Origin of the sequence: Mesorhizobium sp. M1143, from assembly GCF_040318435.1 — a bacterium.
Classification (GTDB): Bacteria; Pseudomonadota; Alphaproteobacteria; order Rhizobiales; family Rhizobiaceae; genus Mesorhizobium.
In genome coordinates this window covers 187351-202566 of record NZ_JAMYMJ010000004.1, presented here as the reverse complement: position 1 = coordinate 202566, position 15216 = coordinate 187351, and the positions used below count along the sequence as shown (strand labels likewise).

Genomic DNA, 15216 nt, shown 5'->3' with positions numbered 1-15216 from the left:
GGTCCGGGGAGGAACTCTCGATGACCAACACTTTTCACACCGTCAGCGTTGAAGGTGCGGCTGAGGCCTACGTGCTGTCTAGAGGCAGGGCCGGCTTTCTCTCCATCGCACAAGCGATCCGCGCCATCCGAACACTCATGCCGGCTTGCAGGGCCACCGACCGCGAGTTGGAGGAGATGCTGGCGGACGCATGCATCGCTCACCGTGTGCCTGTCGCTTTCGACGCAACAACACCGGTCGACGTCCCAGAAATGCCGCTCCATTCCTAGGCCTGAGATGCCCGAGCTTTGGCAGACGCCCAATTCCTCAGCCGTCAGACAGGCAATTGTCTGCTACCTAATTGAGAATGTCGAACGTCCGGTCGTTTCGATATCCGCTGCAATCCTGGCGGTGAGGGAGAGATTTCCCGGTTGCGACCTCACGGATTGGCAGCTTGGTGATCTTGTTGCGCGAAGTGCCGTCGACGCAGCCTTTGCGATCCACTTCGACGCCGGTGGTCGCTAGCACGGTTTTTCAGTTATGGGATTTTGCCAGGGTCGCCGAAGTTGACAAGAGGTACACCATTCTGGCACAAAGAGGTACACCGAGCTTAACGGCCTCGGGGGAAGAGCCCATCTTATCTCCTTGATTTCTAACCGGAAGTTCGGGTGGAACGCCCCAGTTGGATTTGGCATTTAGCGCCGTCCGGGGGCACCACCCCTTCGCTCTTCGAGCTTCGGGTGGCAGGCCACCCAAAGCTCGTTAGACGAAGGAGGACTGCCGACGGTTCTATTCGGCGGAGCTGGCAGCACGACATCAGGCCAACTCGCAGCCGTCGGACCTTCTAGGAAAATGTCGCGGCCTGTATGGCCGCCGTATCGCCGAACGTGTTTCTCACCCTGACCGACCTGTATACATAGGCGGCCCAGATCCCTGTGACTATGAAGGATGCCAAAGGTGTAACCAGAGCCCCTCCGGCAAGCAAACGGTTTACCGGGACACCAAGCACAATCGATATCCAAACTGCGTCCAGTATGAACAAGAGAGGGATCGCAAACCACAGACATATGAACAGCTGCGGGAAGCGGTGGCTTCGCCGCAGCATCGAAACAAGCACGACCAGCTGAAGCACCAGAAATGCCAGATTGAGGGCTGCCTCGCCATAGATGGCCAAGGCCCCGTTGGGCACTGTAACAAGCTGTTGGTAGGTTTTGACCAGACTGGCCATATCGACAAGTGTGCGCAACGGCGAAAGGGACAGGCTGATCGCCAGCAGGATCAGCCAGCCGCCGAACCCCACGAGGTCATCTGGGCTCTGTGAGGATTTGCGCGACGACCGGACGGCGAAGAAAACCGGCACACCAATCAGCAACAGAAGTATCAGCCAATGCCACATCTACCCACCCTCGAATGCATCCTTAGGTTGTTTAAATCGCACCTCTGGATTGTGCAAGCATTTTTACAGAGATCAAGGCATCGTAGAGATTTTCGGGTTTAGGTTTGCAGAGGACGCTTTCCGTCGCTCGCAATGGCCGCATCTCACCCCAAGTCAAAAATGCCGCGGAAAGGCCTGGTGCAGCAGGAGCAGCATGGTCTTGCGCAGCACGTCGGTGTCGCGGCTGGACGGGTTGAGATGGTCCCAATACCAGGCGCCGTGAACCAGATAATTCAGGCTCTCCGACAGCGTGTCTATGTCGACGCCGGTGTAACCGCCGCTGCGCGAAATCTCGATCAGCAGTTCGCGCGCTTCGGCCGTGTAGGCGAGATCGCTCGGCAGGCCGATTTCATTGTAGATCTGCATGCTCTTGCGGTCGCTGGAAAAGACGACGAAGACCGAAACCCATTTTGGATGCTGCCGGGCAAAGCGCTGCGCGCAATCGACCGCGCCCAACACCCGCTCCACCGGCGACAGGCCGGGCGCCCGCACCAGCGTCAGCCACAGCGCGTCATATTGGTCGCTGAGATATTGCAGGACGGCCCGAAACAGGTTCTCCTTGCTGCGAAAATGAAACACGACCAGTGCGTTGGACGAGCCGACATGCCCGGCAATGCGCTGCATGGTGACGCTGGCCAGCCCCTCCTCCGCGATGAGCTCGATGGTGGCGTCGATGATGCGCTGGACGCTCGCTTCGCCGCGCTCGCGCCGGCGGTCCATGGGCGCGGCGTCGTTCGCCGCACCCTTGGCCGCCTTGCTTTTTCCCGCATCCGGAGTGGCTATGCGTTGCGCCATTGTCGTCAGGCCTTTCCCCGGCGGCCGAAACGTCCCGCCGCTGCTTTGGCATGCCGGAGCCCTGTGGACTCACAGCGCTGGGCGTGTCCCGGCGTTCGTGTACCACTGACCCCGAGCCGTCTCATAGGCCATACCCGCCCGGAACACGTCGGCGTCGCTATAGGTGCGGCCGACAATCTGGATGCCGGTGGGCACGCCATTGGCGGCGCGGCCCGACGGCACGGACAGAACCGGGCATCGGCTCAGCATGTTGAACGGCGTCGTCATCACCCAGCCCAGCGACGGGTTCACCTCTCGTCCATTGATCTCGACCTTGCCTTTGGTCTGATCGAATTCCGCCGGCACTGCGGGAAGCGCATTGGTCGGGCAGATCAGCACATCGTATTTTTCCAGCAACGGCCCCAGCGTCTGGTACATCCTGGCCGCCACGTCCAAAGTTGCGACAAAGTCCGTGGCCTTCGACTTCTGGCCGTCCTGCGCAAACTGCCTGGCATAGCTGGTCATGTCCTTGCCGTGCTTGGCGAGCAGCGGCGACAGCGAGGCGCCGAAGAGATGTTCGAGATAGGCCATGCCGGCCTTGAGCACCTCGCCGCCCCAGCCGAGGTCCACCTCCTCGACAGTGGCGCCGAGCGAGCGGAACACATCGCAGGCGGAGAGCGTGTTTTTGCGCACGTCCGCATCGACCTCGAAGGACCCGAGATCCATGGAGAAAGCGATCTTCCAGCCTTTGATCGGCTTGTAGTCGAGCGGCAGGCGCAGTTTCGGGCGCAGCGTGGCGATGTCGAGCGGGCTCGGTCCGGCCATGACATTCTGCAGCAGGATCGCATCCCCGACGTTTCGGGCCAGCGGCCCGGTGTGGCAGTAGAAATCGAGATTGAACGGCGGCTCATCGGGATTGCGGCCGTAAGGCGGCTTGAAGCCGACGAGGCCGCAGGCCGAGGCAGGGATACGGATTGAGCCTGCAATGTCCGAGCCGGTGGCGATCGACGATGTGCCCGACGCCAGCGTTGCCGCCGAACCACCCGACGAGCCGCCCGGCGTAAAATCCGGATTCCAGGGGTTGCGCGTGACGCCCCAGCGCTTCGACCAGGTATAGCCGGCGCAGCTGAATTCGGGCGTCGCGGTGCGGGCGTGCACGATACCACCCGCCTTCATGACACGCTCGTTCATCGTCGAGGTATGGCCGCCAATGGCATCCTTCGACAGCAGCGAGCCATGCGAGGTCGGCTTGCCCTTGATGTAGCTCTCATCCTTGATGCCGATCGGCAGGCCCTCGAGCGCGCCGGTCCTGGCGCCTCTGGCGTATTTCGCCTCGGCTTTTCCGGCGAGATCCATCGCCTCGTCGAAATGCGTGAAGGTGAGGCAGTTGATCGTCGCCTTGGTTGCCTCGGCGCGGCGGATGGTGGCCTGCATCAGTTCCAGAGGCGACAGTTTCTTCGCCTTGAACAGCCGCAACGCCTCGCTGGCCGGCATGTAGCAAAGGTCGAGATCGGACATAAAAAATCTCCCGCGGCGGCTTTACGGCATCTGGCATTGGGGATGGCCGAGCCGCGATGCGCGGCCCGATGTTGGTCAGCTTCGGCCGGCGGCGCTGCTATTTCTGCAGATCGGTCCAGATCCTGGTGTAGAGCGCCTGGACGTCTGCGGGACAGGCCGACATGAATTGGCCCTTGTCGGCAAATTCGGCCGGAACATCCACTTCGGGCGCGCCCTTCATATCGGCCGGCAGGAAGGGCTCGGAGCCCTTGATGCCATTGGCGTAGTGCGCGAAGGCCGAGATCATCGCTGCATTCCTGGGGTCCATGATGAAATTCTGGAAGAGCTTGGCGTTCTCGACGTTCTTGGCATCCTTGAGCACCGCGACATTGTCCATCCAGATTGGAAAGCCCTCCTTGGGATAGCCGTAGACGATCTTGTCGTTCTCCAGCCGCTCGCGCAGCGATATGCCGTTCCAGTTGACGCCGGCGGCAATGTCACCCCTGCCGAGACCGTCGACGGCCGCATAGTCGAGCGACAGCCATTTCGCTTTCGCCTCGATGAGCTTGTCATGCACCTTTTTCAAAAGCACCTTGTCGTCGGTGCAGTACTTACCGCCCTCATAGGCAATGGCGAGGAACATGATGTCTCCCATTTCGGGCACGACATTGATCTTGCCCACGAGTTCCGGCGGCGGATCGAGGAAAATCGCCGAGGTGTTCGGATCGCCCGCATAGACCGATTTGTTGACCGAGATGCCGGTCGTGCCCCATTGCCACGGCACCGAATATTTGCGGCCGGGGTCGAACGGCACGTCGACCCATCTCGGATCGACGTTTCTAAAGTTCTCCATCGTGTTGGGATCGGTTTCCAAGAGCAGGCCTTCGCTGATCCAGATCGGCATAACGCTGGCCGATGGAACGACGATGTCATAGCCGGAAGCGCCCTGGCGGACCTTGGCCAGAGCCGTATCGTTGGAGTCGTAGTCGGTGACGGTAACCTTGACCTTGTAGGTTTCCTCGAACTTCTTGATCAGGTCCGGGCTGGTGTAGTTGCCCCAATTGTAGATTTGGAGTTCGCCCTCGGCGCGGGCAATGCCGGTCATCGCCAGCAGCGACAGGCCGAGCGCCGTGGCGGTCGATTTCAACTGCATGCTTGTGTCTCCCATTGTTGGGACCGGCGGGATTGCGCCTCGAGTCCCTAAGTTCCCTTCGTCCTGGTGATCATTCACCGGCGAATGCCGGCTGACCAACTCGGTATCTCGGCAACGGTATTAATTACTAAACATACAGTCAATATCTTTTGCGACACAACTGCATGGTCGGCACCGGCAGTGCGCCGGCGAAGCCGACATGATATGGTCAAGGTTGGGCCATTGATGAATTGGGGCAAGCCGTGGCGTGAGCGCCGCAGCCTGCAGGGCTTGGATCACGGTCATGCGCCTTTTTCTGGCGGTCGTGCTGCTGATGACCATGGCGCTCTTCTCCGCTGCGCGCGGCGAAGCGCGGATAGCGCTGGTTGTCGCCAATCCGGCCTCTGAGGGCTCACCGGCAATCGCCAACGCCGACCTCAGTGCCGAACTCGTTGCAGCGACACTACGATCGCTTGGCTTCACCGTCCGGCAGGTGTCGGATGGCGACCGCGCCGATGTCGCGCGCGCCATGCATGATTTCGCCCAATCCCTGGCCAATCCGGACTCCGTCGGCATCTTCTACTATGTCGGCCACACCGCGCAGGCCAACGGCAGGAACTATTTACTGACGCGCGGCACCCGGATCGATTCAAAGGAAACGGTCGACCAGACGGCATTGCCCCTCGATCTGTTCATGCAGGCGCTCGAGGCAACCCCGACATTGAAGGTGGTTCTGCTCGACAATCCCGGCGATGGCCACAACCCTACTTCCGGCGTGATGCAGGGTCTGGCTGCGGTCGATCCCCTCACCCACGCCATCGTCGCTCTGTCGGCCAAACCCGGAACCGTTGCACTGGACGAAGCCCGCCCCGTCACCGTATTTGCCGATGCGCTCACCGCTGCGCTGGTCAAGCGCGGCGCGGACATAGCCATCATCCTCGCCTCGGTCAGGCAAACCACTATCGACAAAACGTCAGGCGCCCAGTGGCCATGGATGGCATATGGCCGCTCGGCAGACGCTGCCTTTGTGCTGACGCCGGACCAGGTGGCCGGCGCGGCACCGGCGCTGCCGCTTGTGCCGGAACCGGCACCGCCGGCGATGGCGAGCGGCGGCTACATCTCCGGGAGTGGCGGTTGGGAGCCTGATGGCAGCGACTACGCCGATGGCAGCGGTCAGGAGCCCTACCCCATGGACGTTGCCCCGGGCTCCGGCAGTCCCGATGCCGCGATGGGCGACAGCGCCAAGGAGGCGGCGCTCTACGAGGAATACAAACGCCAGGAACAGCAGCGCCAATTGCAGGAAGAGCAGGCTCGGCAACGATACGAAGAGGAAAAGCAACGTCTTGAAGACGCAGCTGCGGCCGCTGCCCAGAACAATCTCGGCGGGACCTATCCGCAGGATGGCGGAGCCACCGGCGCCGAACCGCCCCCCGATAAGGCAGGGATCCCCCCTGAGGACGGCATGACATCGGCCCCGCCACCCGCGACCGGCGCCGAAAGTCCGCCGGAGGCGCAGGCGCCACCGAAACCAGCGCCGCCGCCCATCGACCAGGCGCAAAGCCCTCCTTCCGGCGGCGCCCTTCCACAACCCGAGACGGGCGCTGTCGAAGTGGTGCGCCATCCAACCATCGATGCGCCGGATGAGATTGTCGCCGGCGAGACGGTGACCGTTTCGATCGCCCTTACCGAAGAGCAATTCACGCCCGAAGTGAAGGTGAAGGCAGCGCCGGGCTCGTCGGTGACGGAAGATGGCGCCCTGGCCATGGCGATGCCGGCAGGAGCCGAGCAATGGCCGATCGACATCGATCTGTTCGCCTCCGGCTTCGATCTCACCGACGGCGGCAAATGGAGCCGACGGACGACGCTCTACCGCCAGGGCGACAGCGACTTCGTCCGCTTCGACGTCAAGGCGCGGCCGATCGCCAAGGACAGCAAGCCGTCCCAGTTCATCGCACGCATCTACAGCGCCGGGAGGTTCCTCGGATCGGCGTCGCGGTCCGTTGTCATCCGTCGCACAGCGCCTGTCGAGGCAGCCGCTCCGAGCGCCACAGCCGAACGCTCCGCAGCACCTGCCATGCTGATGCTGGCCGCAGCGGCGCCGCAGCCGGCGGTAACTGGCAATGTGACGCTCGGCGGCGCAGCCGGCGATGACGTCCCCGATCTCGACGTGACCATACTCTATGACGATCCGAGCGGGCTGGGTTCGGGGCAGATCATCATCCATTCGCCGCATCTGGCCGGTCCGGTGACCGATACGTTCTCGACGCCACCTGAGATGGCGGCATGGCTGGACTCCGAATATCGCCGCCTGCTGCAGCTCGGCCTGAGCCTGCGCGGCGCGGTATCGCTGCAGCAGCCTGCCGCAAGCAGCGATCCGGGGACGCAAAAGCGCTTTGTCACGCTCGCCGCCGAAGGTTTTGGCGATGCGCTCTACCGCGACTATGTGCCGAAAGCGTTCAAGGACGTGTTCTGGTCGCTGCGCGGCAAAGGCGAGCTGCATTCGATCCAGATCACCTCGAACAGCCCGACACTGCCCTGGGAATTGATCCGCCCGCGCAGCGTCGACGGCGCCACCGCCGACGGTTTTCTCGGCATGGGCTATCGGCTGGCGCGCTGGGCTCCGCGCAGCAGTGCCTCACAGGTCGACAACCCGCTCGACCGCATGACCTTCACCGGCGTCGCGGCTGTCGCGCCCTCCTATGTCGACAAGCGCTCGCTGCGCTTTCAGCAGGACGAGATCGCGGCGCTGAGCAAGCTTTACGGCTACCGCCGCTTCGATGGCGATTTCACCTCTTTCGAGAAACTGGTCGGTGAAGTCTCGACCGGTTTCATTCATTTCTCCGGTCATGGCGCGGTCAACCAACCGGGCAGCGGCCGGCCGGTCTTTGCCATCGATCTCGTCGATCAGTCGCTCGACCCGGATACATGGGCTGCGTTGGTCGCCACCGCGCATGGCAAGGGCAATCCGTTCTACTTCTTCAACGCCTGCGACACAGGCCGTTCCCAGATGCTCGGCGGCTTCGTGCAGGGCTGGGGTCCGGCGGTTCTGGCGGGCGGCGCTTCCGGCTTCATCGGCGGCATGTGGCCACTGACCGACCGCGCGGCAGCGGCCTTCTCGACCGATTTCTATGGTGGCATCAGCACGCGGATCAAGGACAGGCCGGTCTATCTGGCCGAGATCCTGCAGGATGTCCGCAGAGAATTCTACCAGACCGGCGATCCGACCTATCTCGCCTACACATTCTACGGCAACGCCAATCTTCAGATCGTCGCGCAGTGAGCGATGGATCGTCGTTGGCAGATTGGCTTCAGCCTACAACGCGTTTTGCGGGCATGGCACGCCGGCGTCGCCGCAGCGTGAGGCCGTCGGCCTGGAGCTCATGTCTTCGGAATGCCGTACAAGCTCAGCAAAGAGAAGGGCGAAGCTTCCCAGCATCAGGAAGACGATAATCAGGCGTGTCACCGGCAATAGACAGGTCTCGACTGGCTAGCCCCCCAGCCACCCATCCTCTGTCGGCTAACATGATCGATCAGGCTTTACGAGTGCTTAAGCTCGCACTTAACCATCACATTCGCCGTTCCGGCGACATGAAGCGCGAGCCGCCGATTTCGTTTCGCCGCGGCCGCAACTGCGCCGACGATGCCTCCCTTTGCAGATGCGCTTGCCCATGCTACCCCACGCAACCGCCGCCGACCGCCATCGGCCGACCGCCATCGGAATGTCATGAGCAAAGCCAATTTCGCCTTCGTCTCCTCCGACACTGCCGATGCCAAGGCGGCGATGGAGAGCCTGTCGGCCCGCTATGGCCAGGCATCCTTCGACGACGCCCAGGTGGTGGTGGCGCTGGGTGGCGACGGCTTCCTGCTGCAGACCTTGCGCGACACGATGAGCACGGGAAAGAAGGTCTACGGCATGAACCGTGGCACCATCGGCTTCCTGATGAACGAGTACCGCGTCGGGGGCCTCACCGAGCGCATCGCGGCCGCCGTCGCCGAAACGATCCGCCCGCTGGAAATGCTGGCGTTGACGCATGAGGGCGAGACGGTTTCGGCACTCGCCATCAACGAGGTGGCGCTGTGGCGTCAGTCCTACCAGACGGCAAAGATCCGCATCACCGTCGACGAGCAGGTCCGCATCGAGGAACTGAACTGCGACGGCGTGATGATCGCGACGCCGGCCGGCTCCACCGCGTACAATCTTTCGGCGCACGGGCCGATCCTGCCGCTGGATGCGCCGTTGCTCGCGCTGACCCCGGTCAGCCCGTTCCGGCCGCGCCGTTGGCGGGGTGCCTTGTTGTCAAACAAGGCGACCGTACGCTTCGATATTCTGGAGTCGGAAAAGCGCCCGGTGAACACCGCCGCCGACCACACCGAGGTCAAGGCGGTGGCTTCCGTAACGGTCCGCGAATCGCCGACTGCGACGGCAACGCTGCTGTTTGATCCCAACCATTCGTGGAACGAACGCATTCTCGCCGAGCAGTTCCGCTATTGAGCCGGCGCAAAGAGTGACTACCTAATTAAGCATCGCGATTAAGCTTACGTTTTCACAATCGTGCCAATCCCGCCCGTTTCTGTTGACAAATCGCGGGCTTGCGCCTAATCGCAATACCAATCTTGCAGGCACGCTGTGCTTGCCGCGACGGATGCCGTTGCGCTTCCCCGAACCAGCCAAAGACAGCAACTCTTGTCCTCAGACACCACGACCGCTCTAGAAGCGTTGACCTTTTCAGACCTCGGCCTGTCGCCCAAGGTCCTTTCCGCAGTCACCGATGCGGGCTACACTGTGCCGACGCCGATCCAGGCTGGCGCCATCCCGCATGCCTTGCTCGGCAAGGATATTCTGGGCATAGCACAGACCGGCACCGGCAAGACGGCTTCCTTCGTGCTGCCGATGCTGACCCGCCTCGAAAAAGGCAGGGCCCGTGCCCGCATGCCGCGCACGCTGATCCTCGAGCCGACGCGCGAGCTCGCCGCGCAGGTCGAAGAGAATTTCATCAGATACGGCAAGAACCACAAGCTCAACATCGCGCTGCTGATCGGCGGCGTCTCCTTCGACGAGCAGGACAAGAAGCTGGAGCGCGGCGCCGACGTGCTGATCGCCACGCCCGGCCGTCTGCTCGATCACCGCGAGCGCGGCAAGCTGTTGCTCAACGGCGTCGAGATCCTCGTCATCGACGAGGCCGACCGCATGCTGGACATGGGCTTCATCCCCGACATCGAGCGCATCTGCGAGATGATCCCGTTCACCAGGCAGACGCTGTTCTTCTCAGCGACCATGCCGCCGGAGATCACCAAGCTCACCGAGAAGTTCCTGCATGCGCCGGTGCGCGTCGAGGTTTCCAAGGCGGCATCCGCTGCCACCAACATCATCCAGCGCCTGGTCAAGTCCGGCTCCAAGCCGTGGGACAAGCGCGAGACGCTTCGCAATCTGATAAAGGCCGAAGACGCCGAGCTGAAGAACGCTATCATTTTCTGCAACCGCAAGGTCGAGGTCGCGGAGCTGTTCCGCTCGCTGCTGAAGTATGATTTCGACGCCGGCGCCCTGCATGGCGACATGGACCAGCGCGCCCGCATGCAGATGCTGGCCAATTTCCGCGATGGCAAATTGCGCTATCTCGTGGCGTCCGACGTCGCCGCGCGCGGCCTCGACATTCCCGACGTCAGCCACGTCTTCAACTACGACGTGCCGATCCACGCCGAAGACTATGTCCACCGCATCGGCCGCACCGGCCGCGCCGGACGCTCGGGCAAATCCTTCACCATCGCCACCAAGTCCGACACCAAATACATCGACGCCATCGAGCGGCTGATCGGCAACAAGATCGAGTGGCATGACGGCGACCTGTCGACCGTGGTCGCCAGCGAAGGCGGCGAGGACGAAGCGCCCCGCCGTGGCCGTGGCGCTCCGCGCCGCGCCGGCCGCAAGGACGAGGACCGCAAGGCCCATGATCGCAAGGAGGGTGGCGAGCGCAAGCCGCGCGAACGCCATGCCAAGCGCAGCGACGACGCGCCAGCGGCAGATGCCGCGCGCGAGGAACAGCCGGTGGTAGCCGAGGCCGCGGTCGCCGACATCGGCGAACGGCATCAGCGCAAGGAAGCGATCCGCTCCGAAAACAGCGACCGCAAGGTCTCCGATCGCAACAACGAGAACCGCGCCCCGGAACGCGGCGACACAAGGCCGCAGCGCGCCAGCAACAGCCGCCCTGCCCGCGGCAACAACCGCGGTGAAGACAATGACGGCACCGTCGGCTTCGGCGACGACATGCCGGCCTTCATGAAGATCGTCGCCAAGGTCTGATCGTCGCAGTCCTAAAATAGCTGCCAAGTGATCGGCAATTGCTCACGGCCCCCATTGGCACGTGTTTCGAACATCGTCGCGAAGGTCGGCGAGGTTATTGCCAAAAAAGGCAGGCAGGATGTGGGGGAACCTCCCTGCGTAGGGCACGAGAAACTGCAGATCGATGCCCGCCTGCTGGAAGTTCTCGGTGGCATAAAGGTGGCGCCCACCGGCAGCGTTGATGTAGCGCTGTCCGCCGAGCGCTCGAACGATGCCGATAATGCGCGCTTGCCCTCGCAAGGCGGGATCAACGCCGAGGCTGGAACTGCGCAAGATGTTTGCTTTGAGTTCGAGCGCGTCGGCGACGAGCCGAAGACCGTTCTCGAGAAAGCTTGTCACGTCGCCAAGCGGCCCGGTCAGATGGCGGCTGATCCGCTCCGCGGCCGGCGTTGTCGCCTGGCCCGGCAGGCCGAAAGCGGCCAGGCGCTTGTCCAGAGCGGTTCGGGCGCCGTCCGCCCAGCGCAGATCCTTTATCTGTGTATTGAACGGCATAGGCGCGAGCGGCAATGTCAGCCAGCGGCCCGGTGTCATTTCGCAACGATGCACCCGTCCCCGGCGCGGGAACTGGACATCGTCGAAAACAACGAAGACGTCGCTCGCAGCCATCAGGCGAAAATAGCCCGCATGCGGGAAGAAATATGGCTGCATGACAGCAATGGTGAGCTTGCCCGTCACTGCGTCTTGCCTTCGCCATAGAAGCAATGAGGCAAGCTTCGAACGTGCTGCTGGAACGCTTGAAGGACCGGCGATGCGAACGACTTGCCACAGAAGGCGTCGAATTCGTCGCGGTTGCACAGGAAGCTGTGGCGATCGAACTGCTCGCGGCGAAGATAATGCAGCACCCGGATATCCGCCGGGTCGCGCAGCCCGTGCGCCAGCATCTCGTCGGAGTTTGGACAATTGTATTCCGGCCCGAGAGGCAACGCATCGGCCCCGACCGTCAGGATGGCCAGCGACAGCGCGATCTGGCCGGAAAAGAAGATCGAGGGCTGATCCTTCAAATAATCCAGTACGCGCGCGGTAAGCGGGCGGATCAGTGGCTGAATGGCGCTGAAAGCGCTTTTGTTGAAGACGACGAAGCCATAGTTGATATAGGCGGGGCACCCGCCGAAGGCGCCATCCGACGACTCGGAATATCGCCAGTTGAGAGGCGTATCTGCAAAGCCGAGCGTCTCAAGAAGCCGACGCCATGCAGCGTTGTTTTCCGAGCCATCTCTCGAAAATGGCGAGAAATGCGCCGGTAGGCCGGCAACACTCGGCCGATCAGCGTCGCGCATGCGTTGCAAAAGCTCGTCGATCGGCCGCATCAGGCAGGCGTCGGCATCGGCGAGGATGATGACATCGCCGCGCGGCGCCTCGGCATAGCGGTCAAAGCCCGAGGAGAAACCCCGGTCGCTGATAGCACGCGGCACGGGGCGCCACGTTACCGGGAAGGCCGAGGACCAGGTGTTGGCGGCATGGAGTTCGTCGATGTCGGCATGCCCGCCAACAGAGACCACAATGGGGGCGGCCGCATAGACGCCGCCGAGCTTGGCCAACGACAAAGCTGCCAGCTTGACGTTTGAGAAAAATTCCGGCTCCGGCAGGATCGGGATGCGAAATTCGAAAGTCATGCCGGTCCCCGTCATGTCAAATCGCGAGTCGCCCAGCCGATGCCGGCCTCGCCGAACCCGTTGCCGTTGTAGAACATCACTTCACCGGAAGCCCGTCGCATGACGCAACAATAGGCCTGCATCCAACTGTCGAAGTCGCCGGCCGCCGGCGGATTGCTGAAGATCACAGGTTCCGCCTCGCCAGCCATGCCATCCCGGACATCTATCAGGCGGGAAAAAAGGCGGTAGGCTTCATTGCCACCATCGCGAAAGTCCCGCCCGCGGCGGCTGTACCACAGCCGTATACCGCCAGCCTCATGCGTGACCCAGGGACGCGTCTGGCTGTTCCCGTCCCCGAGGTCGTCACCTAGGACCGGGACCGAGCCTGTTTCCCACAGAATTCCGTCCCTCGAAACACAGCTGCGGAGCACATAGTCAGGCTCCCGGACACCTCTAGTCTCCACCCAACCGGTGCCGCTCGCATACCACATGCGATAGCCGCCCTTGATCGCACCAACGAAGGGCGTTGACACGAAATAGGGATCTGCCGGACCGATACTGCGGACCGGCCCCGCAAATGCTCTCTCGAAATTCAGCCCATCATCGCTGGTGGCGAGCCCGATGGCGATCTGAAAGCTGACATCGCTACGTGGGTAGATGCCCGAATAATACAGATGCACGCGCCCACCGATCATCACCGCGCAGGAGGGCCCCAGCCCCGAGCAATCGAAAGTGCCTGGCAGGCCCGGCTCCATGATCGGGTCGAAATACTCACCCAACACACGCATGCCGTCTTGCGGGTCGACATCAACGGCCAGGATGGATGACCGGTTGGCGCTATTGCGCCCGGCGAAATAGATGCGCCAAAGCCGAGGCGAAAGGGCGAGGACCGTCGGAACCTGCGCGTAGCTGCCCCACCACCCGTGCCCTGCCTTTATGGGCACCAGCAACCCCTGCCGGGTCCATTTCCTCTGACGGCCAGGCATCAGCGGAACTTCATCGACTTGATACGGGCGCTGGAATAGGGCTTCGGCAAGTCCGAGGGATGACGCACTACACTGTTGGCGGGCACATCGCGCCGGATCATGCAACGGGACTCGATATAGCTTCCGGCACCGATCGTGATGCCGTTGTCGATGCCGACCTGGCCGCCGATCAGGCTGCACGTGCCGATATGGACACCGCTCGCCAGCCCCACCTGCGACGAGACGAAGCAGAAATCCTCGACGATGGAGTGATGACCGACATGGCTACCGCTCCACATCATGATGCCTTCGCCGAGGCGGACAAACGGCTGCAGCGTGCAATTCTCGAGAATGAAGCAGTTTTCACCAACCGTGTCCGCCATATTGTGCGTAGAGGGGTGGATGAAGCGCGTGAAGCTGTACCCGCGCGCCCGGCCCTGCTTATGCCGATCACGGCGGAACTCGTTGAGGTTCTGGTAGCTGAGCGGACCAAGCAGCTTGACGGTTTCAGGCGGGAATCGATCCTCAAGCTTTTCCCAGGCGACCACGGGAAGACCTTTGAACTCGGTTTGTGTGAGGAAGTCTTCGTCGACAGTAAAACCGACGACGCGATCCTCTCCGAACCTGTCGAGGTAGGCCCACGCGACCTCGGCGATCTGGCCCATCCCAAAAATAACCACGTCCGCCATGCCGCCCCCGCGCCTATGCCCATTATATTCTTGACCCGCAAGCCGGAAATCCGCGGATCGTCGGCTACGCGGCAGCCTTGTAGACGTAAACCGTGTACTCGTAGAGCCCGTAGTCGGCGCGAATGAGGTGATGACGCGACAATTGACCGACGACGAAGTGGCTTATCCGATCATAAGGTACGTGAAAAAGGTCCTCGCGTTCCCAGTCGACGTGCTTCGACATCAGGTTGAAGGCCATTCCCTTGCGGGCATGCGGGAACACCCTTGCGATCAACCGGGTCATGGTGTCGAACATCGTCTCGTAGGCGACGCCACAACGCTCCGTGAAGACCCCGTTCATGATGATGTAGTCGGCCTCGGGCACAACCACCTCATTCTGCATCACGTCCATACAGTCAAAGGTCACGCCGGGATATTTGCGCCGGCACAGGTCAATGAACCGTGCGGACAGATCGAGCCCCCGATATCGCAGTTTGCGATCGTCGGATTGGCGCAAATAGTCGAGGAAATGGCCGGCGCCGCAGCCGAAGTCCAGCACATCGACCCGGTCGCGCTCACGCATCGCCTCGGCCATTATGCGGTAACGTGTCGCTGCCCCCCCGGCATCCGGCCAGTCGACTCCCTGGGGCGTATCGCCATGACGTGCAAGACACGCCTCGTAGTGGGCGACCAGCGCGTCGTATGGACCACTGTCGGGCAATTGGAATACCTCGTCTAATTGGCAATAGAAGGCGTCGGCTGGCTTGTATATCACTCTATAATCTGCGCGAAACATCATGTCACTGAATCGCTCACTCACAGGCTTATACTCGATGG

Annotated in this window: 13 protein-coding genes; 4 read left to right on the top strand and 9 right to left on the bottom strand. The window is 62.2% G+C overall.

The window, feature by feature from the left end:
• Positions 1–20: 20 nt before the first annotated feature.
• Positions 21–269, top strand: coding sequence for a hypothetical protein (locus NKH35_RS05550; RefSeq protein ID WP_352913674.1), 249 nt, complete (start codon positions 21–23; stop codon positions 267–269).
• A 554-nt stretch (positions 270–823) separates the two neighbouring features.
• Here NKH35_RS05550 and NKH35_RS05545 read toward each other — a convergent pair.
• The 4 genes from NKH35_RS05545 to NKH35_RS05530 all read right to left on the bottom strand — a co-directional run bounded on the left by NKH35_RS05545 (position 824) and on the right by NKH35_RS05530 (position 4838).
• On the bottom strand, positions 824–1375 hold the full coding sequence (locus tag NKH35_RS05545) for a DUF2569 family protein (RefSeq protein WP_023706997.1): 552 nt from the start codon (positions 1373–1375) through the stop codon (positions 824–826).
• Positions 1376–1528: 153 nt separating this feature from the next.
• The gene (locus NKH35_RS05540) at positions 1529–2209 is read right to left on the bottom strand and encodes a TetR/AcrR family transcriptional regulator (protein ID WP_352913671.1); all 681 of its coding nucleotides are present in this window, start codon (positions 2207–2209) and stop codon (positions 1529–1531) included.
• Between the two features lie 69 nt (positions 2210–2278).
• Positions 2279–3706, bottom strand: a complete 1428-nt coding sequence (locus tag NKH35_RS05535) for an amidase (RefSeq protein WP_023734391.1) — start codon at positions 3704–3706, stop codon at positions 2279–2281.
• A gap of 97 nt (positions 3707–3803) precedes the next feature.
• Positions 3804–4838, bottom strand: a complete 1035-nt coding sequence (locus NKH35_RS05530; protein WP_023688398.1) for an extracellular solute-binding protein — start codon at positions 4836–4838, stop codon at positions 3804–3806.
• A 283-nt stretch (positions 4839–5121) separates the two neighbouring features.
• Between NKH35_RS05530 and NKH35_RS05525 the strand changes: the two genes are divergently transcribed.
• The 3 genes from NKH35_RS05525 (at position 5122) to NKH35_RS05515 (ending at position 11115) form a co-directional block, all read left to right on the top strand.
• Positions 5122–8097, top strand: coding sequence for a caspase family protein (locus NKH35_RS05525; RefSeq protein WP_352913668.1), 2976 nt, complete (start codon positions 5122–5124; stop codon positions 8095–8097).
• Positions 8098–8541: 444 nt separating this feature from the next.
• A complete protein-coding gene (locus tag NKH35_RS05520) occupies positions 8542–9309 on the top strand; it encodes an NAD kinase (protein ID WP_023715779.1) in 768 nt (255 codons plus the stop codon).
• Between the two features lie 192 nt (positions 9310–9501).
• A complete protein-coding gene (locus NKH35_RS05515; protein ID WP_031196539.1) occupies positions 9502–11115 on the top strand; it encodes a DEAD/DEAH box helicase in 1614 nt (537 codons plus the stop codon).
• Between the two features lie 42 nt (positions 11116–11157).
• On the opposite strand, the gene NKH35_RS05510 is transcribed toward NKH35_RS05515, so the two are convergent.
• The 5 genes from NKH35_RS05510 to NKH35_RS05490 all read right to left on the bottom strand — a co-directional run bounded on the left by NKH35_RS05510 (position 11158) and on the right by NKH35_RS05490 (position 15154).
• A complete protein-coding gene (locus NKH35_RS05510; protein ID WP_023734395.1) occupies positions 11158–11829 on the bottom strand; it encodes a WbqC family protein in 672 nt (223 codons plus the stop codon).
• Positions 11826–12767 (bottom strand): hypothetical protein, encoded by a 942-nt coding sequence (locus tag NKH35_RS05505; protein ID WP_155924165.1) that lies wholly within the window; start codon positions 12765–12767, stop codon positions 11826–11828. Before NKH35_RS05505 ends, NKH35_RS05510 begins: the two co-directional genes overlap by 4 nt.
• Positions 12768–12778: 11 nt before the next feature.
• Entirely contained in the window at positions 12779–13732 is a 954-nt protein-coding gene (locus tag NKH35_RS05500) for a hypothetical protein (protein WP_023734396.1), read from the bottom strand.
• Entirely contained in the window at positions 13732–14400 is a 669-nt protein-coding gene (locus NKH35_RS05495; protein ID WP_023688392.1) for an acetyltransferase, read from the bottom strand. Before NKH35_RS05495 ends, NKH35_RS05500 begins: the two co-directional genes overlap by 1 nt.
• Positions 14401–14464: 64 nt before the next feature.
• The gene (locus tag NKH35_RS05490) at positions 14465–15154 is read right to left on the bottom strand and encodes a class I SAM-dependent methyltransferase (protein WP_196813703.1); all 690 of its coding nucleotides are present in this window, start codon (positions 15152–15154) and stop codon (positions 14465–14467) included.
• Positions 15155–15216 lie beyond the last annotated feature (62 nt).

Bases quoted from the DNA above. Each gene is read 5' to 3' on its own strand.
- NKH35_RS05550 (WP_352913674.1), top strand. From the start codon at position 21: ATGACCAACACTTTTCACACCGTCAGCGTTGAAGGTGCGGCTGAGGCC.
- NKH35_RS05545 (WP_023706997.1), bottom strand. From the start codon at position 1,375: ATGTGGCATTGGCTGATACTTCTGTTGCTGATTGGTGTGCCGGTTTTC.
- NKH35_RS05540 (WP_352913671.1), bottom strand. From the start codon at position 2,209: ATGGCGCAACGCATAGCCACTCCGGATGCGGGAAAAAGCAAGGCGGCC.
- NKH35_RS05535 (WP_023734391.1), bottom strand. From the start codon at position 3,706: ATGTCCGATCTCGACCTTTGCTACATGCCGGCCAGCGAGGCGTTGCGG.
- NKH35_RS05530 (WP_023688398.1), bottom strand. From the start codon at position 4,838: ATGCAGTTGAAATCGACCGCCACGGCGCTCGGCCTGTCGCTGCTGGCG.
- NKH35_RS05525 (WP_352913668.1), top strand. From the start codon at position 5,122: ATGCGCCTTTTTCTGGCGGTCGTGCTGCTGATGACCATGGCGCTCTTC.
- NKH35_RS05520 (WP_023715779.1), top strand. From the start codon at position 8,542: ATGAGCAAAGCCAATTTCGCCTTCGTCTCCTCCGACACTGCCGATGCC.
- NKH35_RS05505 (WP_155924165.1), bottom strand. From the start codon at position 12,767: ATGACTTTCGAATTTCGCATCCCGATCCTGCCGGAGCCGGAATTTTTC.
- NKH35_RS05500 (WP_023734396.1), bottom strand. From the start codon at position 13,732: ATGCCTGGCCGTCAGAGGAAATGGACCCGGCAGGGGTTGCTGGTGCCC.
- NKH35_RS05495 (WP_023688392.1), bottom strand. From the start codon at position 14,400: ATGGCGGACGTGGTTATTTTTGGGATGGGCCAGATCGCCGAGGTCGCG.